This window comes from Anaeromicrobium sp. (genome assembly GCF_025210435.1).
Classification (GTDB): domain Bacteria; phylum Bacillota; class Clostridia; order Peptostreptococcales; family Thermotaleaceae; genus Anaeromicrobium.
This window is the reverse complement of the sequence record NZ_JAOART010000110.1, coordinates 27,354-53,319: the sequence shown is the minus strand read 5'-3', so window position 1 is coordinate 53,319 and position 25,966 is coordinate 27,354. Positions and strand designations below refer to the sequence as shown.

At 31.4% G+C, this 25,966-nt stretch carries 24 protein-coding genes; 7 read left to right on the top strand and 17 right to left on the bottom strand.

The window, feature by feature from the left end:
- Positions 1 to 174 precede the first annotated feature (174 nt).
- A complete protein-coding gene (locus N4A57_RS13880) occupies positions 175 to 1,344 on the top strand; it encodes an iron-containing alcohol dehydrogenase (protein ID WP_293658591.1) in 1,170 nt (389 codons plus the stop codon).
- A gap of 29 nt (positions 1,345 to 1,373) precedes the next feature.
- On the opposite strand, the gene N4A57_RS13875 is transcribed toward N4A57_RS13880, so the two are convergent.
- From N4A57_RS13875 to N4A57_RS13810, 14 genes are all read right to left on the bottom strand, one after another.
- Entirely contained in the window at positions 1,374 to 2,270 is an 897-nt protein-coding gene (locus N4A57_RS13875; protein ID WP_293658590.1) for a DMT family transporter, read from the bottom strand.
- 333 nt (positions 2,271 to 2,603) lie between these two features.
- A complete protein-coding gene (locus N4A57_RS13870; RefSeq protein ID WP_293658589.1) occupies positions 2,604 to 4,952 on the bottom strand; it encodes an MSEP-CTERM sorting domain-containing protein in 2,349 nt (782 codons plus the stop codon).
- Positions 4,936 to 5,460: an exosortase K gene (gene xrtK, locus N4A57_RS13865; protein ID WP_293658588.1), complete on the bottom strand. Its 525-nt coding sequence runs from the start codon at positions 5,458 to 5,460 to the stop codon at positions 4,936 to 4,938. The genes N4A57_RS13870 and xrtK overlap by 17 nt, the downstream gene beginning before the upstream one ends.
- 171 nt (positions 5,461 to 5,631) lie before the next feature.
- The gene (locus N4A57_RS13860; protein WP_293658587.1) at positions 5,632 to 7,089 is read right to left on the bottom strand and encodes a DUF4153 domain-containing protein; all 1,458 of its coding nucleotides are present in this window, start codon (positions 7,087 to 7,089) and stop codon (positions 5,632 to 5,634) included.
- 37 nt (positions 7,090 to 7,126) lie between these two features.
- Positions 7,127 to 7,333 (bottom strand): helix-turn-helix domain-containing protein, encoded by a 207-nt coding sequence (locus N4A57_RS13855; RefSeq protein WP_293658586.1) that lies wholly within the window; start codon positions 7,331 to 7,333, stop codon positions 7,127 to 7,129.
- A gap of 12 nt (positions 7,334 to 7,345) precedes the next feature.
- Entirely contained in the window at positions 7,346 to 7,840 is a 495-nt protein-coding gene (locus N4A57_RS13850) for a DUF2975 domain-containing protein (protein ID WP_293658585.1), read from the bottom strand.
- Positions 7,841 to 8,019: 179 nt separating this feature from the next.
- Positions 8,020 to 9,684, bottom strand: coding sequence for a DEAD/DEAH box helicase (locus N4A57_RS13845; protein WP_293658584.1), 1,665 nt, complete (start codon positions 9,682 to 9,684; stop codon positions 8,020 to 8,022).
- Positions 9,685 to 9,929: 245 nt separating this feature from the next.
- The gene (locus N4A57_RS13840; protein ID WP_293658583.1) at positions 9,930 to 10,295 is read right to left on the bottom strand and encodes a hypothetical protein; all 366 of its coding nucleotides are present in this window, start codon (positions 10,293 to 10,295) and stop codon (positions 9,930 to 9,932) included.
- A 24-nt stretch (positions 10,296 to 10,319) separates the two neighbouring features.
- Complete coding sequence (locus N4A57_RS13835) at positions 10,320 to 10,463, bottom strand: hypothetical protein (RefSeq protein WP_293658582.1); 144 nt, start codon at positions 10,461 to 10,463, stop codon at positions 10,320 to 10,322.
- Positions 10,464 to 10,588: 125 nt separating this feature from the next.
- Complete coding sequence (locus N4A57_RS13830; RefSeq protein WP_293658581.1) at positions 10,589 to 11,665, bottom strand: GTP pyrophosphokinase; 1,077 nt, start codon at positions 11,663 to 11,665, stop codon at positions 10,589 to 10,591.
- A gap of 381 nt (positions 11,666 to 12,046) precedes the next feature.
- Entirely contained in the window at positions 12,047 to 13,738 is a 1,692-nt protein-coding gene (locus N4A57_RS13825) for an ABC transporter permease (RefSeq protein ID WP_293658580.1), read from the bottom strand.
- Between the two features lie 22 nt (positions 13,739 to 13,760).
- Entirely contained in the window at positions 13,761 to 14,606 is an 846-nt protein-coding gene (locus N4A57_RS13820; RefSeq protein WP_293658579.1) for a hypothetical protein, read from the bottom strand.
- A 29-nt stretch (positions 14,607 to 14,635) separates the two neighbouring features.
- Positions 14,636 to 15,682 carry an ABC transporter ATP-binding protein gene (locus N4A57_RS13815; RefSeq protein WP_293658578.1) on the bottom strand — a complete coding sequence of 349 codons (1,047 nt, stop codon included), beginning with the start codon at positions 15,680 to 15,682 and terminating at the stop codon, positions 14,636 to 14,638.
- A gap of 76 nt (positions 15,683 to 15,758) precedes the next feature.
- Complete coding sequence (locus tag N4A57_RS13810; protein ID WP_293658577.1) at positions 15,759 to 16,844, bottom strand: extracellular solute-binding protein; 1,086 nt, start codon at positions 16,842 to 16,844, stop codon at positions 15,759 to 15,761.
- A 241-nt stretch (positions 16,845 to 17,085) separates the two neighbouring features.
- Between N4A57_RS13810 and N4A57_RS13805 the strand changes: the two genes are divergently transcribed.
- From N4A57_RS13805 to N4A57_RS13780, 6 genes are all read left to right on the top strand, one after another.
- Entirely contained in the window at positions 17,086 to 17,559 is a 474-nt protein-coding gene (locus tag N4A57_RS13805; protein WP_293658576.1) for an HMA2 domain-containing protein, read from the top strand.
- Positions 17,560 to 17,695: 136 nt separating this feature from the next.
- Entirely contained in the window at positions 17,696 to 18,256 is a 561-nt protein-coding gene (locus N4A57_RS13800) for an HMA2 domain-containing protein (protein WP_293658575.1), read from the top strand.
- A gap of 3 nt (positions 18,257 to 18,259) precedes the next feature.
- Positions 18,260 to 18,637: an HMA2 domain-containing protein gene (locus tag N4A57_RS13795; protein ID WP_293658574.1), complete on the top strand. Its 378-nt coding sequence runs from the start codon at positions 18,260 to 18,262 to the stop codon at positions 18,635 to 18,637.
- Positions 18,638 to 18,644: 7 nt separating this feature from the next.
- Positions 18,645 to 20,849 carry a heavy metal translocating P-type ATPase gene (locus N4A57_RS13790; RefSeq protein ID WP_293658573.1) on the top strand — a complete coding sequence of 735 codons (2,205 nt, stop codon included), beginning with the start codon at positions 18,645 to 18,647 and terminating at the stop codon, positions 20,847 to 20,849.
- A 6-nt stretch (positions 20,850 to 20,855) separates the two neighbouring features.
- Positions 20,856 to 21,692, top strand: coding sequence for a hypothetical protein (locus N4A57_RS13785; protein WP_293658572.1), 837 nt, complete (start codon positions 20,856 to 20,858; stop codon positions 21,690 to 21,692).
- A gap of 29 nt (positions 21,693 to 21,721) precedes the next feature.
- Entirely contained in the window at positions 21,722 to 21,988 is a 267-nt protein-coding gene (locus N4A57_RS13780; protein ID WP_293658571.1) for a hypothetical protein, read from the top strand.
- A gap of 116 nt (positions 21,989 to 22,104) precedes the next feature.
- On the opposite strand, the gene N4A57_RS13775 is transcribed toward N4A57_RS13780, so the two are convergent.
- From N4A57_RS13775 to N4A57_RS13765, 3 genes are all read right to left on the bottom strand, one after another.
- A complete protein-coding gene (locus N4A57_RS13775; protein WP_293658594.1) occupies positions 22,105 to 22,365 on the bottom strand; it encodes an AbgT family transporter in 261 nt (86 codons plus the stop codon).
- Positions 22,366 to 22,461: 96 nt separating this feature from the next.
- Complete coding sequence (locus N4A57_RS13770; protein ID WP_293658570.1) at positions 22,462 to 24,198, bottom strand: ABC transporter ATP-binding protein; 1,737 nt, start codon at positions 24,196 to 24,198, stop codon at positions 22,462 to 22,464.
- Positions 24,195 to 25,937 (bottom strand): ABC transporter ATP-binding protein, encoded by a 1,743-nt coding sequence (locus tag N4A57_RS13765; protein ID WP_293658569.1) that lies wholly within the window; start codon positions 25,935 to 25,937, stop codon positions 24,195 to 24,197. Before N4A57_RS13765 ends, N4A57_RS13770 begins: the two co-directional genes overlap by 4 nt.
- Positions 25,938 to 25,966 lie beyond the last annotated feature (29 nt).

Sequence of the window (25,966 nt, the reverse complement as noted above, 5' to 3'; positions counted from 1 at the left end):
TATGCTACTCCAACATGACACATGAACCTATATACGAAGATTCACACTTTCGCTTGTGACAAGGACTTGGGTGGAAAAGATTTTCAATAGTTTCCTGAAATAGGCCCACATAAAGCAAGTTTATACACCAGAAATCTATAGTATTATTAAAGCTTTCAAAAGGAGGATTTATTAGTGTATAATTTTTCTTTTTCACTAGTTCCCAAAATTGAATTTGGTGAAAACAAAATTCATGCGTTACCTAAGTATATTTTAAATTATGGATCTAATATTATACTAGTTACGGGAGGAAATTCCCTAGACAATTCAGGAAAATATGAAATGATTTCATGCCTATTAAGGGAAAATAATATTGATTTTCATCGGGTACAAGTATTGGGAGAACCCTCTCCCTATTTCATAGATGAAATTGTGAAAAATCACAGGGAAGAAAAAATAGATTTAGTAGTAGCAATAGGTGGTGGAAGTGTTATTGATACGGGTAAGGCCATATCTGCCATGTTTCTATTAGATGAATCTACTGTGGATTTTTTAGAGTTGCCTAAAAACACTAAAAAACATCCTGGTAATAAATTACCATTCATAGCCATGCCCACCACATCAGGTACGGGTAGTGAAGCTACAAAAAATGCCGTATTAAGTCACGTGTCTTCTGATGGATTTAAAAAATCCCTTAGACATAGTAACTTCATACCTAATGTGGCTATTATAGATCCTATTTTTATGGTAAATACACCTACTAAGGTTACCATATCTAGCGGACTAGATGCCTTCACCCAATTATTAGGTGCTTACTTATCTACAAAATCAAATCCCCTATCAGACGCATTAGCATTAAGTGGTATTGAAGCCTTCTCTGAGGGTTTTAATAAAGCATTGGAGGATGAAAAAGATTTAAATGCCCGTGCTTCCTTAGCATATGCTGCCTTCCTGTCAGGAATAGTTTTAGCTAATGTGGGCCTAGGCATCGTTCATGGTATTGCTGGTCCCCTAGGAGGTTATTTTAATATCCCCCATGGTACTGCTTGCGCCACCTTATTAGGTGAGGCTATTAAATTGAACATAAACAAACTTACATATGATGAAGACACTTACTATCTAGAAAAATATGCTAAAGTAGGAAGAATTCTTTCAAATGATCCTAGCTTATGCATACAAAAAGGTTGTACCACTCTTATAAACTACATAGATCACATAATTGATACTTATAAAATACCTAGATTGAGAGAGTATGGAATTACTGAAAATTCATTAGATAAAATAATAAAAAGTAGTTCTAATAAAAATAATCCAACAGAGCTTTCTTACAAAGATATGGAAAAAATATTAAAAAATAGGCTTTAGGCATATGAAAAAAGGGAAGAGGATAGTTATTAATAACTATCCTCTTCCCTTTTTACTTTAATAAATTCTAATTTAGTTTCAGTAATTATAATTCCTACAAAGATTACTATGCACCCTATAATCATTTCTCTTGTCATTATTTCTCCTAGTATATACACACCCAAAATAGTTCCAAATACAGATTCTAATGACAATATTATGGCCGCATGGGTGGATGATGTATATTTTTGAGCCACATTTTGCACCGTGTATGCAAATACTGTTCCAACTAGGGCTAAGTATAAAGCTGCCTTTAAAGTGTTAGGCTGTAAGATATATTTACTCCCTTCTACTATTAAGGCAGATACTAAAAATAATAAGGCCGTTACACCAAATTGAACTATACTAAGGACAATAGGTTCCATATCCTTTGCAAAATACCCTATAGATACAATGTGGCCTGCAAAAAATAGAGCACAACATAAAGTAAGCATATCCCCCTTATTAAGACTATCCACCCTAAAGCTTCCATCTATAGTTAAAAATCCAATTCCTATTAGGGCCAGTATGGCTCCTATTATGGAATAGCTATCTGGTGGTTTCTTATATATTATCCAAACTAAAAAGGGAACTATTACCACATATACGGCAGTTAAAAAAGCCTGCTTTGAAGCGGTGGTATATATAAGTCCTATTGTCTGAATCAAAAGGCCTAAATAAAGGATTACTCCTATAATGGCCCCTGCCCTTATCTCTGACTTATTAGACTGTCTAAGTTTCTTGTTAAATATTCCTCCTAATATGACCGTGGCTAAAATAAATCTAAGGGCCATAAACCCTAGTGGTTTAGCATGGGATAAAGTGTCCTTTATAACTACAAATGTAGAACCCCAAACCAAAGCTACTAAAACCAATGATAAATCTGCATATAACCATTTTTTATTCATATAAAATCCCTCCATAAAATATATAGATTTCTTGATTTTAAATTTGTTTTATACAGTAACTTGCCTACAAGGGAAAATATATTGAAAATCTTTGGAACCCTGGAACGTCACAACATCCTATGCTACCTCAACATGACTCATGAACCTACCTACGAAGATTCACACTTTCGCTTGTGACAAGGACTTGGGTGGAAAAGATTTTCAATATATTTTCCTGAAGTAGGCTCACATAAAGCAAGTTTACAAATAGGAAATCTATACCCCTTTTATATTTTATATATTAATTTGAAAAATCCTTTATATATAAAAAACTAACTGGAATATTTTTCCCAGTTAGTTTTTTAGTTTTTTTATTCTTTTATTTCTCATTAATATTAATCCTAATAATAATAAAACGTATATTAAAATAGAATTTGGTTCACTCATTTCTACTATATCTCCCAGTTCAAGAGAAGATTTTGCATCTAATAATTGTTTTTGCTTTTTAAGCATTCTATTTTCTTGATCTTTATTTTCTAAAACAATATAAGATGTGGAGTGACTCATGATCTTACTTCTAATACTTTCTTTTACCATGTTAAGGGTACTATCTACATATCTTTCAGGATGAAAGATACTACTCATATGAGCACTTCTTAATAAAAGGCCCTTTTCCCATATGTTATTTACCTTCACATCCTTTAAATCCATATTGTGATTTAATAATACAATACTATCTTCCCCATTATCTGGTAAATAATATATTCTTCCATCTTTACTTTGCCATTTTAGAACTTCTTTCTTTTCTATTTCATCTACTTCAAATGGCATATTAGTAAAATCTATATCACTTAAATACCTCTTTATAAGATTATTATTTTCATCCATTTCATAATAAGTCATTTCCTCTGGCATGGTAAATTTAAAATCCCTTAGGGAATCTGAAAGTACACCATTTTCTACCCAATTACTATAAACTACTATTATTGGCCTAGAGGTATTATCTTTCACATAGTTTTCATATAGTATTCTCTTTATAGATTTTTCTAAATAAAATCCCCCCTTATTTTCCACACCATTTAACTTATTTATCTTAAATTCATCATAATTAAATATATTCTCTTCATAATTTAATCCTATTATTTCTCCTACCTTATCCTTTAGGTTATTCTTTTCTATATAGGATTCTAGGTCTTTTATGTGATCATATGTATAATTTTTATTTTTATCTGAATAATCTACTATGAAATAATATTTATTAGGTCTAACTACCTTATCTAAATAATTTTTTCCTAGAGCTGATATATAAGCATAATGTTCATTTTCAAATTTCATGTTATTATCTTTTCCTTCTAACTTAATCTTTCTGCCTTCTAACTCCATCGTTATGGGCCCTTTATGAATTATTTCTATTCCAGTTTTTCTCAGTTCCTTATCCTCAAAGGGAAAAATTTTTAACAAGACCCTATTGTCTCCCCCATAAGTTAATACTCCTGGATCTCTTCTTTTTCTTTTTTCACTTTCATATATCCAATTGGCTGCCCTTTTATCTGCCACAAGGCCATATTTTTTAATATTATTAACATATAAATAATAATTACTTATAAATGACCCTTCTGGTATATTAAAGGTAGTTCTAAATTCATTTCTCCACCTCTTGTCATTTTGTACTTCTAAATGAATCCAACTTCTATATATTTTTGATTTTTCATCATATATAGTTTCACTGCTTATATTTTCTAAATGTATTCCTTCATTTTCTTTGTAGTAATCTTCCTCCCAAACACTAATGTGATCACTACCTAAAAATATTTCCTCCATTTTTTTAGCCTTTACCTTTGATATGGATTTACTTTCTAATATATTCTTTTCATAAAAGGATGTTATATAGGGAATAGTAGTTTTACCCATATCATTTCTTTCTAATCCCTTTATGTATTTTATATTAGTTAAAGTCCTTTTTATTGCTCCTAAATTTATATCACTTCTTTTAGTATCTTCAAAGGCCCTTTCATATACATATTCCATGGCCCTATTAAAATTATGCCTATCATTTTTCACACTAACATATAAGCCCATGGGTATTATATTAATTCCCATAAGAAAAATTAATATGAGACTTAACTTTCCACCTCTTACCTTTAAGGTGACAAAATCATTCCATAGACATATGGTGTGGACTATCATCAGAAATATGGGAACCATCATTAATATGCCTAACCCCATAAATACAATACCAACAATGGAAAGGGGAATTAGTTGAACAAATATTACAAAAAAATATAAAGTAAAGGAAAATGTTATGGATTTTATTCCATACAAAATTAATTTCTTTTTTTCATCTGATACATTCACAATAGATAAATTTACGCATGTTACAATGGCTACTATATAAAAAATAGGGTGAGAAAAGTCCCCAAACAAATTATCTATAGATTCATTTAAGGAAAGTCCACCTATTGCTCCCACTAAAATAATAATACTCGTATATTTCTTCCATGAACCATCCTTATTTTTCATCTTAGCATAAACAGCTTTAAAGATATAAAAAATAATAGCTATGATTGCTCCTACAATTATGGTCAATGTTCCTCCTAGGGCAGTTTCCTTTATGGCTAGAAATTTATTCATTATTAAACTAGCTATCACATACCATCCTAAAGGAACTCCTATGAAACACAGTTTTTTATATTCTTTTCTCATAAACCTTCCCCCATTTCTCAAAGCCCTTTAAAAATATATAATAGGATCCTATCATATAGGTGAAATAAAAGGACACACCTACAAACTCATGAATCAATCTTTCATACTTCATATACCCAACAGGAATTAATCTCATAATACATATGGATCCTATTATCCTAGCACTAGTGGATAAAATAGTAGCCATATATGAATATATTAATACTAACAGTATAAAGAATAGTTTATTTATACTGCTTTTTATGTTTTTCACAAATGAAGTAATTATCATAAAAAACATTACTATAAAAAAATTAATTCCTAGGCAGGACTTTCCAATATTTATATTCATATCTTCACTTAAAAATCCTAAATTTTCATAATAGGAAAAGTTAATATTAAGGTACTTTTTCACAATCCAAACTATGGGATTTAATAAAAATAAAAAGTTATTCAGTGGGGCTTTAACACTTATGAACTTAATAGTCCCTATTAAAATCCCCAGCAATATATACCAAATATAGTTCATTCTATACCCCTTCTAAGGCATATTCAAAAAATAAATTATTCATTTCACTGGTTATTTGAATTATTTTCTTCGTTATAAAATCGCTTACATATGTTCAATATGCTCCCTCACCATGCCTTGAAAATAATCCAAATCCCTTAGAGAACTGACTAGTTTATTTCTTTCTTATTCCTAAATATTTTTCATTACTTTCTCAAGTTTATTTTTGTAGTAATTATATTCATACCAATAGGAGCCCTTATGAGTTTTATTATCTATTATTTTTAAACATTTTTTAGCACCATCTACCACAAGTATACTTTGTGATTTTAGTAATACCTCTATCTCCTCTGTAGCATCACAGGATAGACTTGCCATATACCCCATATCAATGCCATAGTCCTTATCATATCTCTCTATGTTTTTTTTAGCTATTATTTTATCCACATTCATAAAGTTTAAAGATATATATACTATTAATGTACATACTGCAACAGATTTACATAAGGGTATTTTCTTTATCCATATACTTAATAAAAGAATTACTAGTACTAAACCTAAAAGTGCCATAAAACTTTCAACAAATAACCTAAGTCTAGTATAGCCAAATCGTTCTTCATATAGGGCCATCTTATAAGCGGCAGATACTAGCATATTACATGTAAATACCACTAATACACTATAGGATAGATCCATTAGTTTATTTAATTTTTCATTATCTTTCTTAGAGAATTTCATAAATAGCATTAGAATAACAAAGTTTATTAGAGTTACAAATATTAATTCAAAAAATCCCCTTCGAGCATAGGAAGCATGGGATAGACCTCCTGGTAGTACATTCTTTACCCCACCATATAAATAGGAAAATTGAATACTAGTGAATAATCCATAAACTATTGATATGAAAAAGATTATGGTTAATAAAGTTATAGGTTCCCATAATTTAATATTAATGATTTTTTTATTTATATTTTCTTTATATTCGTATTTAAAATTAGCTATGAATCCTATTGTATATAAACTAACCAATAAAAATACAAGGGTACGTATAAAAAATATATTTCTGTTCATATTAATTACGCCTTCGTATATGTCAGAGGTATAATAGGCAAATACCATATCTGCTGATGATAATAATTTTATTATTATTATTAATAAGGGACAAGATATTAAAATCCCCTTTAATATTCCCCTATATATGGTATTATTTTTACTTTTCTTACTTATTTCTTTTGAATGCTCTATTGTCCAGTCTGTAAACTCATAGGAGTTTGTCACAGAACCAACAGTGATTTTTTTCAATATATTCTTTAGAAAATTAAAATTTAATATATTCATCTCTTCATATGAAATTATACATAGGTATGAAACTATCAATAGGGGAATTAATACCATATTAATATAATTTAATACTTCATTATTGTATATTCCAAAGGAAAGACATAAAAGAATTATACTCAACAAAAGTACCCAACTAAACTTGTTAACCCTATACTCCTCTTTTCTTATGGTCCATATGGTTAAACTCAAAAATATGCATACATACATTACTACGGAAATACCTAAAAGCCTATCTACAAAAAAGTAATTAAATATGACTCCCATGATTATTCCAATAAAAATAATTTTTAACCTTTCATCTATACTCATACTATTCCTCCTAACCCCTTCTAACATAAACTATAATTTAATCCTCCACATACTCTAGTATGTCCCCTGGTTGACAATTGAGTTCATTGCATATGGCCTCTAATGTTGTAAATCTTATGGCCTTAGCCTTGTTGTTCTTCAATATAGATAAATTGGCATTAGTTATACCTACCCTACTAGCCAGCTCAGATAGTGAAACTTTTCTCTTTGCCATCATAACATCTAAATTCACCACAATAGCCATTTTCCCCCTCCTCTATATGGTAAAATCATTTTCTTCTTTTACTTCTACAGCCTGTTCAAAGACTTTAGATAAAATTAATATGAAAGACCCAGCAAATAAAAATATGAAAAATTCCATGTCCGTATGTATTCCTTTCATATCTACTGTAATTAGATTAAAGTCCACATACTTAGGGTTTATGAAAAAATTTATTAAATAACAACCTGTAATAATAAAACACTCTATGGCTATGGAATTGAGCCTTTTTACATTTTCCCTTATGAAGGGATTTACATGTACTAGTGAATCTACTATTTTCTTTAAGTTATAAACTATAAGTATTAAGGATATGCTTCCTATCACAAATAATCCATATATGGATATTTTCCTAAAAATACTTATGTTCAAGTCATTAGAACTTATCACATTCTTAGATATATAGGTAAACATACAAACTCCAATTATTAATAAAAGGTTTAAAACAAGTTTTAATATACTTGCTAAAGATCTTTCTCCATAATATTTCATATTATCTAACCTCCCCTTTAAATTTCTCCAATTCTCATTCATATAATATCATTAAAACGGATGTTTTTCAATATATTTTTATCGAAAAACGATATGTTTTTATTATATTTCAATATATTTTTTTATACAAACAAAAAAAAGATCTTTCACCTTTTTAGTGAAAGATCCTTAAATTTATATTATTTAGATTTTCTTTTTCTTCTTCTCTTGTTACTTCCATTAGCTGGTTCTATAACTATTTTATTTCCTTTGATAGTGTTTTTACTCATAATCTTTAATACCTTTTCAGCATCCTTTTCTGGTATTTCTACAAAGGTATAGTTATCATAAATATCTATATCTCCAATTGAATTTCCTCTAATACCCGTTTCTCCTGCAATGGCTCCTACCACGTCATTAACTCTTATTCTCTTTTGCTTTCCTATGTTAATGAACATTCTAACCATTCCAGCTTTTCCACCCGTATCATTATAACCACCAGAACGTCTACCTGACCCTCTTTTATTATCTCTATCTCCAAAGTTGATAACTTCAACTTCCTTAGAGTTTTCCATTTCAAGTTCCATTTTAAGTAGGGCTGCTGCAATTTCTACAGAAGTATGATCATCATCTTCCATTAATTTATCAACTATCTCAATATACTTCTTAAGTTTGCCCTCTTCAATCTTATCCTTTAATTTCTTCACAAAGGCTTCAATCTTTATATTCTCAATATCACTAATAGTTGGAATTTGTTGTCTCTTTATTTTCTTTTTAGTATATTTCATTATATTCTTTAATAGATAGAAATCTCTTTTAGTCACAAAGGAAAATGCTTGTCCTTCTCTTCCAGCTCTTCCTGTTCTTCCTATTCTATGAACATAATATTCTTCATGACTTGGTACATCATAATTGAATACACATTCCACATCATCAATATCAAGACCACGGGCTGCCACGTCTGTTGCCACTAACATTTCTACATCTGCTTTTTTGAACTTATCTATTACATTTAATCTTAGAGATTGCTTCATATCTCCATGGATTTTATCTACTAAGTAACCTCTCATTTGAAGTAAATTAGTTACTTCATCAACCTTTTTCTTAGTGTTACAAAATACTATGGATAACTTAGGATTATTCACATCTACAAGTCTAGATAATACTTCTAATTTATCCTTTTCTTTCATTTCTAAGTACCATTGGCTAATATTTGGTGTAGTCAATTCTTTATGTGCCACTTTTACTATTTGTGGATCCTTTTGGTATTTATTTATAATTTCTAATATGGCTCTAGGCATAGTAGCTGAAAATAATAGAGTTTGTCTTTCTTCGTTTTCAACGCCTTGTATTACAGTTTCAATATCTTCTCTAAATCCCATATTTAGCATTTCATCAGCTTCATCTAATATTAATACTTTAAGATTTTTCAACTTTAAAGTTTTTCTTCTCATGTGATCTAATACTCTACCAGGAGTTCCAATTACTATATGAGCTCCCCTTTTAAGTCCCTTTATTTGTCTTTCTATAGGTTGTCCTCCAAATACAGGAACAATTCTTAAGTTCTTTTTATATTTACTAATCTTAGACATTTCTTCTGAAACTTGAACGGCAAGTTCCCTAGTAGGACATAAAATTATCCCCTGTGTTGATCTATCGTCTAAATTGATTTTATCTATTAAAGGTATGCCAAAGGCAGCTGTTTTACCTGTTCCCGTTTGAGCTTGACCTACTACATCCTTTCCTTCTAATACAAGTGGAATCGCCATTGCTTGTATAGGAGTAGCTTCTTCAAAACCCATATCTCCTATGGCTTTTTTGATTTCATCCGAGCAATTCAATTCTTGAAACTTTACTTTTTCCATATCATCATTCCTCTTTAATTTTTAGTTTTTCGTCTAGCAAACACTTTATTATATCATTAATCTTCACTTTATAGTATTTTTTCTTTTTTTATTTATAATACACTGTATTTTAAATTTCTAATAAAGTTTTTTGTTAACCCAATAGGGTTTATTATATACATAGAGTGATGAATTTTTCAAGTGTTTTTTTATAAAATTTTATTTTAAAAAAATTCCTACCTATATGTTTAGTAGAAATTTTCATATTATTTTCTTCTTTTTTTGAGCATATTTTTTAAGAAATCCTCCACAGATGTTTCCTTTATATATTTTCCTATATCTTCTATTTCCTCTAGATCCACCTCTCCTCTTTTTAGTACATCTAAAGCCCCCAATAAGGTTATTTGTACTTGTTGGCTTGTATCTAAAGTCAAAGCAAACACCTGGAGGGCTCCTGTAAGTAATCCCGCTATTATTAAAATCTCTGCAGGTGTTATGCCTGGCCTTGTTCCCGATTCTATTTCACCAGACTCTGTTGTTTCTTGTTTTTTCTTATAGCGTTTATCACCTTTAAGCCCTAGACTTCTATTAAATTCATTTATTAATTCTTCCCATTCACTAGAAGCAAACACTTAATATCCTCCTCTTTTTTAATTTTATCCTATCACTATTGGTATAGGCGTACTTCCTGCTGTTGTAGTTTCTGTGGTTCCACTTAATAGAGCTGCTACTAAGTATGTAGCTATTACTATGAGTAATATGTCATTAAATAGATCTATGTTCCCACAATTAGTTGCCATATACTATTCTTCCCTTCTAAAAATATATTCGTCCTTCCTATTAACATATTATTTCACTAGGGGTATAATGGTTACTCTAATAATATATGCTTAGAAGTATCATAAAAGAATAAGGGGAATAGTATTTAACTATCCCCACAATTTTCTTCTCCCACATTTAAACTATACCTTTTCAAATACTTATCCACGTTTATTCCCTGATTTTTAAGTATCTCATATGTTTTTTCGCTCATTTGTTTAAAAGAAAACTTTTTACCTTCCTTTTCAAAATGTTCATCCGTATTCTCAATCATTAATATGGCCTTTAATAAATTTGATAAGTTATTATTAGAAATACTTTCTTTTAACTTGTTATCATAATATTTAGACATGACCTTATCAAGTTCACTAATAGTTCTTACACCCATATTTTTCAATTCTTTAATTACCTTATTATAACTTTGCTCATTCACTTGAATTTTACCCATGTTATTATCATTTATATGTTCTTTAAATTTAATACTCATATACTCCCTTAAGGATGTGGAATTTAATTCTATATCTAAATCCCCCTTCTCAATATTATTAACAGTAGCCTTTGCATACATATCTAGATCCTTTGATATGGAGTTAAATTCCCTATCAGCCATTTCTAATAGACCTGCTAAAAGGGCGAATCTTCTTTTTATATTAGATTCCTTAGGCAACACACCTTTAAACTTATAATTCCTATCATGTTCTATTTCAGCCCAAGTATGCTGAAGTAATGTTCTTACTTGTATTTCAAATACATCATCCTTATATCTTTTAAACTCTGGAAGTTCTAACCTTCTATCTGATAACCTGGCCACATAATGGACAGACTTATATCCAAAGGTATTATTTGTAAGACCACTGGATTTATCTATCTTCTCTTCCACCTTAAATAATCCTTCTATAACATGACAAGTACTTTTAACGTCGTCTTCAATATAATTTATAATTCTAATGCCGGATAAGTCTTGCATCTGCCTTAGTGGGTCCTTATAGCCCTTTCTTACAATTTTTTCAGCGAAACTTTCCACTTCCTTTGCCCTATTGTTAATACTGTGGCAACTTATATGTTTTTCTTGTAAAACTTCATTTATGATATTTTTCACTATCTCTGATAATTTTTTATAATGTTCTCTTTTATCTGAATATTGTCCAATGTATTTCTCGACTTTTTTAGATCTTGTCTCCATCCCTGTCCTCCTAAAGTGATTTACATTTTCTTTTTACTACTCTCGTATATTATACCAAGTCTTCCAGTTAAACCCTATACCTTATTTAAAATCCCCTTGTAAATTTTTACAAGGAGATTTTCACATAATATAGATTTATTGGTTTTAAATTTGTTTTATACAATAACTTGCCTATAAAGGAAAATATATTGAAAATCTTTGGAACCCTGGAACGTCACAACATCCTATGCTACTCCAACATGACACATGAACCTATATACGAAGATTCACACTTTCGCTTGTGACAAGGTCTGGGGTGGAAAAGATTTTCAATAGTTTCCTGAAATAGGCTCACATAAAGCAAGTTTATACACCAGAAATCTACAAAACCCTATAGATTTATCATATTTTTATCCTTCCCATATTCCCTAATTTTGTTATAATCCCTGACACTAAAGCCGTCAAAATAATAATCAATACTCCATATGCCATGGCCAGACCTATTTCATACTCAAATAAGGCATTGACCATTGCCATGGAAATAGGCTTATTCCATACGGTATATAAATATACGGATGTGGTATATTCTCCCACACATCTTATGAAACCAAGTAATATGCCTGCCATTATTCCTGGCATAATAATTGGCAATGTTATTCTTCTAAAGGTGTATAAAAAAGACCCTCCAAGACTTTTAGAAGCTTCCTCATATGTATCACTTAAGTTTTGTAGAGATATACTTGTGGTTCGAAGAACAAGGGGAAGTATCTTTACAAAATAAGCTAAGGGCAATAGGATATAGGTTCCCACGAGTATACCTTTAAAAGAAAATATTGATGGCTTGTTAAAGGCATTTATCATATTTATGGCTATTGCACTAGCTGGCATGGCCCAGGGTAACATGGCCAAAACTTCCACAATAAATTTAAACTTATACTCTGTCTTTACAATAATATATGCACAGGGTATGGCAACAAATGCACCAAATAAGGAAGCTATAATTGACATACTTATACTATTCATAAAGGGAGCCATTGTCCTTGATTTTGTAAATATTTTCATATAATTATCTAATGAAAATTCTCTTGGATAAATTTCTACCATCCATGTGCCAGGTTTTACAAAAGAAAGAAAAACTATGGTTAAAAGAGGTAATATAATAAAAAATATAAATGTGATGGATATTACCATAAATATGGTTTTAATAAATTTATTTTCAATATTTATAGGTACAAATCCTTTCCCATTAACAGATGATATGAAATGTACCCTCTTCTCATAATGTCTAAATAATAATAAAAATACAATAGATATAATAGTTAACATGATTACCTGTACTGCTGCCAATTCCATATAATTATTTGCCTTTGTAAAAAGAATCTGAGTAGTAAGAACTTTATAATGATCCCCTATTAAACTAGGTGCCGTAAAAGAACCTATCCCCGTCATAAAGGTAATAATACTAGAGGCAATTAATGCGGGCCTTATGAAGGGAAGAATAATAGTAGTAAATATTTTAAACTTAGATGCCCCCAAATTTTTTGCAGCTTCTATTACAGAATAATCTATATGTTTTATGGCCACAGATACATTCATAAAAAAATATACATATTGTGTATATGCATGGACAAAGAGAATTCCTAAGAACCCAGAAAAAAAATATGTTCCTTTATTCATTTTAAATAAGATTTCCACTGTCTTTGTGATCATTCCACTTTCCCCATATAACTGTATAAAAGCTATTACAATTATTATTCCTGGCAACATTAAAGGAGTAAGTAATAGTTTATATGTGAAATTCTTTAAGGGAAAATTAAAATAGGTCACATAAAAGGCTAAGGTTGTTCCTATTATTCCACAGACAATAACAGTGGAAAAACCCAGTATAAGTGTATTTACTAATGCTTCAACATTTTCCTTTGTTAAAAAAAATTCCTTGTAAAAGGAAAGGGTAAGACCCTCTTTTCCAGTGAAGCTTACACATATTGTTTTTACTGTGGGATACAATATATATCCACCTAAAACCCACACTACCATGAAAAAGACAATAATTTTCATCATATTAAATTTTTCCCTTGTAAGGATATTGTACATAAAAGTCTCCCTCCCTTCCATCCTAGCTTTTTTCAAATTCAAGATAAATAGCTGAAGCATCATCATTTTTTTTGAATCTAGGATATGCTTTTCCGTCCCAATCCTCTTCTTCTATTCGTCTTAGTATATTATACAATTTGTCTAAACCTAACTTTTCAACATATTTTATAAGTTCATCCATACTTAAATAATTATATTTTTCCCCAAGGGCATAAAATCCATCACTTCCTATGAAAATCTTCGTATTCTTCCTCACTTTTATCTTTCCATACAATCCATTATCTGAAGCCCTTTCATCAAAACCTAGTATCCAATATCCATCTTCCCTATTTTTCAAAAGTCTATTGTCTATGATCAAATCCATAATTTCACCTTTAGCTTCAATCATGGTCTTTTTTTCTCTATTCATTAAATCTTCTATGGCTTTGAAAACTTTATTATCTAATTTACCTATTTTATGATCCATTATAATTTCATTTTTCTCTTCATTTTGGATGATTAAAGCCACATCCCCTAATGAAAAATATTCTAAATACCCATCTACCCATCTAATTATTACAATAGAACTAGAGGGAAAATCTAGTTTAGATAATTGACCCCCTGTGAAATTGAAAAATTCATCTTTGATTAGTTTAATACCCCTTTTAACAATAATTTGAAGACTTTCAGCTCTACATATATTTTTTGATATGTATTCATCCCACCAGGTAACAAACCATTTTGCATCACTTTCTTCATGCATTATATTTTTTCCATTTAGTCCAGTGGCCCCATCTAGTACCCAAGCCCCATATTCATTAATATTTGCAATATCTTCATTGACTTTAGTTCCACCTTTGCATATTATATCTTTCTTTAAAATTTTCATAATAGATGCTGTCTATTACAGCTCCCCCCTTAATTATCCTTCAAAATCTTAATTACGTTTTTATGTATAACAATGAATACATAATCCCCTACCCCTATTTGAATATCTGTATATGGATTATTTAATTCACTAACTTTAAATTTTATTCCTTCCACATTTACCACATAATCTAGCACCATACCATTGAATTGGATTTTTTCCACTTTTCCCTTAAATGTATTTGCTTCCTTCTCTTTTCTTCTCAATATTTTCATATCTTCAGGTCTAATTGAAATATAATTTCCCACAGAGTCATTTTCAATTTCCAGTATGACATTATTATTTAAAATAGCCTTTGAATTTTCTATTTTTGCCTTAAATAAATTATTTTCTCCTACAAAAGTGGCAACAAAAGGGCTCTTAGGATTTGAATAAATCTCCCTTGGTTTTCCTATTTGTATACATTTCCCCTTATTAAATACGGCTATTTTATCAGACATGGTCAAAGCTTCCCTTTGATCATGGGTTACAAATAAAGTGGTTATTCCCAGTTCCTTTTGTAGATCCCCTATTTCTATCCTCATCTTATCCCTAAGCCTTGCATCTAAATTTGATAAGGGTTCATCTAACAAAAGAACCTTAGGTTCCATTACAAGGGATCTTCCTAGGGCTACCCTTTGTTGCTCTCCTCCTGAAAGTTCATTAATTTTTCTATTCCCATAACCATCTAAACTAACAAGGTTAAGATATTTATCAACCCTATTTAATATTTCCTTTTTATTTATTTTTTTTATTTTTAAACTATAGGCAATATTTTCATAGACATTCATATGGGGAAATAATGCATAATTTTGAAATACCATACCTATCTCTCTCTTTTCCGATGATACATGGGTCATATCCTTATTTCCTATGATGACCCTTCCCTTATGGTCCTTAACAAATCCTGATATTATTCTTAAGAGGGTAGTTTTTCCGCACCCAGATGGTCCTAAGAAAGTAAAAAAACTTCCTTCTTCTATAGCAAAATCTATATTCTCTAGGGCCACTGTATCTCCAAACTTTTTTGATATATTTCTTAATTCTACCTTACTCATTCCTGCCTCCTATAAAAAAGATTTTCATACATAAAAATATAATGAGGAAAAAATTCCTCATTATATTTTTATCTTTTTATTTTGTGTCCTTATTGGCATCCTTTATTTTTGTATCCCATTTTTGCATCCACTCTGACTGTTTTTCTGATAGTACTTCCCAATCCACATCCATAATCTTATACTCTTTTTCCTTCATCCACTCTGGAGAATTTTGTATAGCCTCTGGATGGGTTGGCATACGGTTAAATTTCTTTGCAATTTTTCCTTGAATATCAGGTCTTCCAGCAAATTCTATGAATGCCTTTGCAGCATTAGGATGTTTAGCTCCCTTTACCATGGCCATACTATCTGTTATTACTGGTGAACCACTTTTCGCATCTATAATTGTAAGGGGTAAATTATTCTTAACCCTATTGTCTACAATGGCATTTAATGGTGCATAACTTATGGCTGCTTCCTTACGTCCTATGGCTTGGAATTGTAATGATCCACTACCATAATACTTCTTTGTATTGCCATCTAAATCAGCCATAACTTTCCAACCCTCATCTAGTTTATCTTCCTCACTAAATTGATATAAAAGGCTTGAAAATGTAGCTCTTGCCGATGAGGATAATGCATTTCTAAATACTAATTGATCCTTATACTGATCCTTTGTAAGATCAAACCAATCCTTTGGTGCTTCTTTTTCACTAATCACTTCATTGTTATAAAATAACATTACTGGAGTTTGGATAGTTCCAAACCAATATCCTTCTGAATCTTTGAATAATGGATTTAATTTATCTGACCATGTGGGTACATACTTTTCAAATAAATCTTCCTTTTTTAGTTCAATAAACACAGAAGATGCTGCTCCATACATTACATCGGACTGAGGATTAGCCTTTTCTGCACGTACCCTATCAGGTAGCTCCCCTTTAAAGTTTAAAAATTCCACTTTTACACCTGTTTCTTTTTCAAACTCTGTAGAAACATATTCTAATAATTTTTCTGGGTGTGTAGAATAAATTACTACTTTATCCTCTAATTTTGATTCTGCTTCACCACTATTTTGTTCTTCCTTTTGTACACTATTACTTTCAGTTGATTTGTCACTAGTACATCCTACTAAACTAACAAATAATAATAATGTTAAAATAATACTCATTATTTTCTTCAAATCTGTACATCTCCTCTCTGTTCACATCATGTCCTTGATAGTACTAGACACTTCCATAAATTTCAATATTTATAAATTTTTTCTATATGTCAAGAAGATAGTATAAGGTTTTTCTATGCAACAAAAACATTTTATTACTTATAGGCATTTATTCTTTCCTTCATATTGAAAATACTTTTGGATTATTTTGAGAAATCAGCATCTTTATGCTAAAATATAGAAAAAAGTGGGAGGGATTCATATGATTGTTAGTTCCATGAAAGGCCGTATAAGAATTTTAGACTCAAACTTAAAGGATTTAAAAAGAATAGATTTGGTGAAAGAATCATTAGAAAAATTAGATGGTATCAAAGACATACGTATAACAGATACTGTAGGAAGTTTATTGATTAATTATGATCCTATTGTCATTCCATTAGAAGGAATATTAGGATCACTAGAAGGATTAGTAAATCTTGAAATGGAATCTGTGGATAAAAAAGAATCAAATATTCTAAATAAAAAGGCCATGGGAAACTTTTTAGGAAACATGATACAAGAGACAGGACGTGGACAAGGAAGAGGTGGGGGAAATGAAAGAAATATTAGTAATACTAATTTCCTTTCTATCTTTCTAGATCAGGTAAGTGACAATCAACTTGTTAAAACAGCTTTGCTTGGTTTTGTAGGCGTAAAAGGATATAAAAAGGGAAAAGGAATGTACAAAAATAGGTAAATCACATAAAAAAACGCATTTATCAAAGGATAAATGCGTTTTTTTATCAATTGAAAATTATTATCTATAAAAACACCCTATTTTATGTAGAAATATGGTATAATTAACAAAAAAAAGTAGAAAGGAGTGTGAACTCTTGAGTAATATAGTGGCTAGTATAGTAGCAGGTCTTTTTTTAGGTAAAAAAACATTCATAAAAAGGGCAAAAAAATCAAGATTACCCAGCTTTAAGGGTGTGATAGAAATAAAACATACCCTAAATGGGAGAATTAGATTATATGTTCCAAAACTCATTGGAAATGAAGTAGAAAAAGATATGTTACTAAGTCAAATGATTCGTATGAAAAGCGTTGAACATATTGAAGTCAACACCCTAACAGGAAGCATATTACTACACTATAATCCTACGGAAATTGAGCCAATAATCCTTATTTCTGTGATTATAAAGTTAATGGGATTAGAAGAAAACTTGGATAAAAATGAAAAATCTAAAATATCAAAGGAAATCCAACAATTTGGAAATGCCTTAAATAGATCCTTTTATGAAAATACACAAGGAATTGTTGATTTAAAAACATTACTTCCCTTAATGCTTATTTTCTGGGGGGCAAAAAAAATAGTTATTGATAAAAATAATACAACGCCAGGACCCTATAATCTGTTTTGGTGGGGCTACAATCTTTTAAGGAAGGGATAGATAATGATAAACATTTTTGGTAAAGTATTTGATATGTTTTATAAAATAAAAGTTGTTCATAGTATACCTGGTAGACTTCGCGTTCATATTCCTGCTATTAAAAATATTCCTTCAGAATGGCAAATCAAGGAAGATACTTTAAATCCTATCTTTTTAGAGTTACAAGGGGTAGAATCTATTTCTTTTAGTTACATATCTGGAAATGCAGTTATTCAATATGATAAGACAGTTACTAATGATAAGGAAATATTAGAGGAAATGAATAAAATTGTAAAGATTCTTGGTAAACACAGAAAAGAAATAGAAAATATTTCTCAGGATCAATTAGATGAAGAAGTACAACACATGATAGAAATTGTTAGAAATGAATTAAGGGGGTAAAAGTTCCGTGGGTATAAATAGAAAAACCCCACTTTTAAAGTGTGAAATTATACATAGTATAAAAGGAAGAATTCGAATAGGAATTAGGGCATTACAATACTTAGAAGATTATTCAGAGGATTTAGCGAAAAATTTGAATAACATTACTGCTATTAGAGAAGCTCATGTGAATAGCCTTACGAAGAATATATTAATTTTTTACGATAGTCAAGTAGCAACGCCAGAAGATCTTTTAGAAATTGTAGAGGCTGTTTTTTCTTCTTACTCTCTTGTAGCCCATAAGAGAGAAAGGGATGAAAAAAATCAATTAACTGTAACAGAAAGACGTATACAAGAAGAATCTATTTCTACAATGGTAAAGAGATTGGTAATAACAGGTGCTACAATTGGGTATTCTGCCATTGCAAATAACAAAACAACAGTGGGAGGATCCTTTTTATCTAGATTTACAACGATACCTGCCATAGGAAGTATTGCTTTATCTACTTCCATATTTAAAAGTGGAATTAAATCACTAGTAAAGACCCATCGTCCAAATGCAGATACTTTAACTATGGCATCTATTGTTACAAGTTTAATCACAGGAAGAGACGTTTCTGCTCTTACGACCATTTTATTATCTGATATTGCTGAATTGTTAACAGCTTATACTATGAACCGTACCCGAAATGCCATAAAGGATATGCTTCATGTGGGAGAAGAATTTGTATGGTTACAAAGAACAGATGGAAGTCTTAAGAAAGTTAGCATAAAAGAAGTACAGAAAGATGATTTAGTAGTAGTACACACGGGTGAAAAAATCAGTGTGGATGGTATAGTCCAATCAGGTGAAGGAGTTATTGATCAGGCTTCTATCACAGGAGAATTTATGCCTATTTTAAAGGAAAAGGGAGAAAATGTTTTCGCTGGAACAGTGGTTAAATCTGGAAACATCACTATTAAAGCACAAAAGATTGGTGATCAAACGGCTGTATCAAAAATTGTTCATTTAGTAGAAGAAGCAAGCCATCAAAAGGCACAGATGCAAGTATATGCAGATAAATTTTCAGCACAAGCTATCCCATTAAATTTCGCCTTAGCAGGACTAGTTTATGCCTTTACAAAGAGTGTTACAAGGGCTCTAAATATGATGATCATAGATTATTCCTGTGGTGTGAGACTTTCAACAGCTACGGCTCTTTCAGCAGCCATCCACACAGCTGCTAAAAATGGGGTTTTAGTAAAGGGTGGAAACTATATAGAATCCTTGGCTGAATCAGATACTTTAATATTAGACAAGACAGGAACCATGACAGAGGGAAAACCTAAAATTATAAGTATTGTACCAGCCCATGAGGACATGACTCCAAGAAGAGTAGTTGAAATTGCATCAGCAGCAGAAGAAGTATCTACCCATCCAATGGCTGTTGCAGTCATGAATAAAATAAACAGATCTGGTTGGAATATTCCTGCCCATGGAGAAACTAAGGTTCATGTGGGCAGAGGAGTAGAAACGGATGTTGATGGAAAAATTGTATTAGTTGGAAATAAAAAATTCATGAAAGAAAATCATATAGAAATTAATTCACTTAAGAAAGAAATAAACCAACTTTCATCAAGGGGAGAAAATGTTATTTATGTAGGATACGATGGAAAATTCATAGGTATTTTTGGCATACAAGACACGTTGAGAGAAAATATGAAAAAATCTATCAACAGGCTTCGTCAATTGGGTATAGATGATGCCATCCTTCTTACAGGTGATATTGAGCATCAGGCTGAGATTATTGCAAGTAGAATGGCTATGGACCGTTTTGAATCGGAACTATTACCAGAAGATAAAGCAAAATCCGTATTGCAATTACAATCTAAAGGATCAAAGGTAATCATGGTAGGAGATGGAATCAATGATGCACCAGCTCTAGCCTATGCAGATGTAGGTGTTGCCCTTGGTGGAGGAACGACAGATATTGCAGTGGAAGCTGCAGATATTACCATTACTCGAGATGAACCATTGTTAATACCTTCCATAGTGAATTTATCCAAGGTTACTATGAAAATTGTAAAACAAAATTTTGCAACAACTATTGGAATCAATAGTTTAGGATTGATCCTAGGATCTATCGGAGTATTGCCTGTATTTTGGGGTTCTGTCCTTCATAATTTTAGTACAATTGCAGTGGTATTAAATTCCACAAGATTGCTTTATCATGACTTCGAAAGGAGGACTTAGTCTTAGATGCAAACTTTAGGTATAACTATTTTACACACTTTATCTGGTCGTTTAAGATTATCTCTTTCCTGGCCACCTAAAAATGTAGAGAAGTTTGAAAAAGATGTTATGGGACATGCAGGAATTTATTCTGTTAAATATAGTCCTATTACAAAATCTATTTTGATTCATTATAATCCAAGTGAAGTAGATGCATCTGAAATACTCATAAGAGTAGGACTAGCTGTATCAGTAGATCATGATTTAACAGCAGTAGAAATTTCTACAAAAACAGCAGAGAAAGAGTTTCATAGCTTAGACCGTTATGCAGGAATTTCATTGACTGCTGCATGGGCCATGAAGCTTACAAAACTACCCTTAGGTATACAAAACTTTCTAAAATGGAATGCAGCACTAAGCAGTATTGGATCCATTATATACCATGCATGGTCTGAAGTTAAATCCCATGGTGTTTATGATCCTGAGGTTTTATCAGTAGTTTATCTTATTAATGCCATGAAAAAAGAAAACTTTTTACCAGCCACAACGGGAACCTGGTTAACTGCCTTTGGAAGACATTTAATTGATGCTTCAGGAGAGAAGATGATTCTACAAGCCTTTAAAGTCTATGACAAAGAACAATCATCCACCTATTATGATGTTGCAATCATGCCAAAGAAAAGTATAAAGGATGGTAAAGATCTAGTTGGTAGATTGATCTATTCAATGACCAAATCTATTGGACTAGAGACAAGTCAAATTGGATGGATGAAACAAATGAAGAACGTATCAAGATCCCATGGAGATATTTTAGAGGGTATTGGAAAATTAGACAATCGCATATTCTTAAGACTTAAATATTAATAAATACATAATTGAAAGGAGGTGAAATTATGCCAATAAAAAGTGAATACATTACTGGTTTTGCAGTGGGAGTAGGTGTTTCCGCTTTAGGATACTATGCTTATAAGAAAAACCAAGAAAAAATTGATGATTTCTTAAGACAACAGGGAATTCAAGTACCTAGTCACGGTACCTCTAAAAATAGAAGTACTATGACCTTAGAAGAGTTAGTTTTAGAAAAGGAAAATATTGAGGATTTAATAGCTGAAAAGGAAATGGCTGCAAATGATAGTTTAGTTTCTGATCAGGCTAAATAAACTCATCTATTTGTTTTAGGAATTGGGAAACCAGTTCCTTTTAACACTTGTTATCATAAACAATTTTATTTATATAACAAAACCAGTTAACAGGGATTTTTCCTTTGTTAACTGGTTTATATTTGTTTAAACAACTCAATAGGTATATCAGCACCTTTTTTAATTTTACCTGATGTTATACCGTAAGCAATACCCCTTGTTAAGAACCATAAGAACAAGAAAGTTACTATCCCCTTTAAGAATGGCAATGGTATAAAACCACCTGTATCACTTCCAAATGGAGAATCTTGTGGAATTAAAGATATTCCCACTAAAGCCCAATATACAATTGTGGCGATACCAGCACTTTTAAGTCCCTTTGCTTCTTCTTCAGTGATACCTGCTAATAATGCATCCGTTCCAACGATTATAAGGTTTAGAATTTATTCTAGAAAAAATAAAATCTCCTGTTAAGGAGATTTTATAGACTATGATTAAATTTTCACCTTCCATTTAGCCGCTGTTTCTCTGCTCATAACAAATGTTTTGTAAATGCCTTTATTAGCCATGAGCTCATTATGATTACCTTGCTGAACAATACTACCCTTATCAACCACAAGAAGTTGTTCTGCCGAGCGGACAGTTTTTAATCTATGGGCAATCATAATAATTGTTTTATTGTGGGTTAAGGATTCAATTGCCGTTTGCAGTTTATCCTCGTTTTCAGGGTCCACATTGGCTGTGGCTTCATCTAAAATTACAATAGGAGAATCTTTTAAAAGGGCACGAGCAATAGATAATCTTTGCTTTTCACCTCCAGAAAGAGTATCACCACCTTCGCCAATTACAGTATCGTAGCCATCGGGAAGTTCCATAATGAAATCATGACAACAAGCCTTTTTAGCCGCTATTATTACATCCTCTCGGCTTGCATTTGGCTTACCAAATTTAATATTATTTTCAACGGTATCGGCAAATAGGTATACCTTTTGAAACACCATACTAATTTGATCCATAAGTGATTCCAAACTGTAATCCTTTATATTCTTTCCTCCAATAGTTATACTACCACTATCTATATCCCAAAATCTTGCAATCAAATTACAAAGAGTTGTTTTACCAGAACCACTTGGACCCACAATGGCTGTAGTGGTTCTTTGAGGTATTTTAATATTGATGTTACTTAGAATCTTTCTTTCTTCATAAGAGAAATCAACATTTTTAAATTCAATATCATGATTCTTAGGTTGTATGTTTGTTCCCTTTTCGTCTATTTCGGGAATAGTATCCATTTTATTTGCCTCGTCTATTGAACTACTTACTATTCTTAGTAGAGATATACTACTACCAGCAGATTGAATATGGGAAAAAACCAAAAAAGACACAATCACCATCATCAACGTATTTAATAAAGTCATCGTTCCATCCAAGTAAAAATTAACACTTAAAAGGATTATAGCAATACTAAAAATTTGTAAAACAAGCTCTTGCATCATAATATAGGGAGTGAACATCTTTTCCATATTTAAATTACTTTCGCAGTTATTTTCCAAAGCATAACGCAATGTTTTATCCCCTTTTCCTGTAAGATTAAAGGATTTTACAATGCTCATACCTTGAATATATTCGAGCACAGCTGAAACTAGAATTGCTTGGGATTTTTGTCTTTTCGGAGCAAACATGACTGATTTTTTCTCCGTGGAAGAAGAAATGGTCAGATAAATAATAGTTCCTGCTACCACAAGAATTCCGATTCTCCAATCAAAAACAAGAATCATCACAGTAAAAATTAAAGAATTGATTAGTCCACTTAGGACATTTACCAAAACCATAGGTGCAACCATTTCCACAGTTTCTAAAACGGTAGTAGAAACACCTGTAATTTCACCCAAACTATTTTCGTTAAAGTATCCCATTGGTACATGCTTTAGTTTGTCGGCAATTTGAATTCTCTTATTTGCTACCATAAAATATCCGGCATGAGTTTGCTGTAATTGAGAATAATATTTCATTGTTGCTTTTCCAAATATGCTGACTAAAATTAAACCAAAGGCAATCAAAGCTATATTAAGATTTTGACTTCCCCCTAAGATTCCAGACAAAACCAAATATATTGAGGTAATTTCTAACATAGAAAATATTGCGTAAATAAAACTTATAAAAACTGACTTATTTATGTTTCCTTTTTCTTTTCCTGCAAAGCTCCATATTTTCTTAAATGTTTTAATCATGCTATTTCCTCCTCTCTCATGCCCATATGTGCCATCCACATATTTTTATAGAGTTTGTTTTCTTCTAATAATTCATCATGAGTACCCTCTGCTTCAATAAATCCGTTTTTCACCACCACAATTTTATCTACGTTTGTAATTGTAGATAAACGATGGGCGATTAAAATAAGAGTTTTACCTTTTACAAGCTTAGCAACAGCCATTTGAATAATCCCTTCATTTTCAGGATCTATATAGGCAGTGGCTTCATCTAAGACAACGATAGGAGAATTCTTAAGCATTGCTCTTGCAATAGAAATTCTTTGCTTTTCCCCTCCTGAGAGGTGCACTCCTCCACCGCCGACTTTTGTATAATAACCACGCTCTAATTCTTTAATAAATTCATTACAACCTGCCTGTATTGCTGCTGCAATTACTTGTTCATCTGTTGCCTTGATATTACCCATACGAATATTATTCATAACAGTATCATCAAACAAAAAATTATCTTGGGAAACAAAAGCAACTTCATCATAAAGCTGTGAAAGAGGAATATTTTTTACATCAACTCCGCCAATGGTGATTTTCCCTTCTGGAACATCCCAAAATCCTGCGATTAACTTTGCAATAGTAGATTTACCACTGCCAGAAGGGCCTACCAACGCTGTTACAGAGCCAGTTGGAATAGAGAGATTTAAATTGTGTAAAATCTCTTTCTCTTCATTGTAGCTAAAAGAAACATCTGATAGCTTAATATCTCTATTTTGGAGAACAACTTTTGTTGCTCCATGATTTTGTTCCTCAGCGTTTAATAGTTCATCCACAGAGGCAACCGTTGTTCCCACCTTTGCTAAATTGTCAATAAAAGCCATAGCAGCAATCAAAGGACCCACAATGCTCATTGATAAAATAATAATCATAATAAAGCTTTCTAAATATAAACTTCCATTTGAATAAAAAATAAATCCCATAGGAAGAACTGTAATTAAAGTAGTAGGCGCAATAGAAAAAGCAAGTGCCATGCCAAATTGGCAACGCTTCATCCAGTTGTAATAATAGGAGGCATTTGCGTTTACTCTAGTTTCAAATTTTGCATAGGAGTTTTTACCCTGATTATATGCCTTGATTACTTCGATACCACTGATATACTCAACTATGGTTTCATTCATATCTTGTGTGGTTTTTACGGATTTTTCATAGTCCTTTGAATAATTTCTCATAATCATCATCATAAAAAGCATACCGATAGGAATAGATACCAAGGATAAAAATGCCATACGCCAATCTAAAACAAAAAGGTATATAATAACCAATATTGGTGCGATTAGATTAGATGTCATTTCGGGTAGAAGATGGGCAAGAGTAGTTTCCATACTCTCAACTTGATCCACAATAATTTGTTTTAACTTACCGCTAGATATTTCCATTACAGAACCTAGGGGTAGCTTGGGTAATTTTTCTAAAACCATTTGACGAATATTTTTCAAAATCCTAAATGTCCCTTTGTGGGAAAAGGCAAGTGCTAAGTTGTAAAGCAAGGTACGCAAAAAATATCCTGACATGGCTATGCCACTCCAAAAAAGATAAAAGTTAAAAGTCTTTTCATCATTTAGCAAACCTACAACAATCTTTCCAGCGCAAAAATATGGTACTATGCCAAAAATCACGCCCAAAAGCGCCAATATAATAGCACTTTTTAACTTGCCTTGTTCACCCTCTCCAAGTTCCCATAACCGAAGCAAAGGATTTTTTGTTTTCATACTATTTCCCCCTTAAGTAGTTAGTTTTC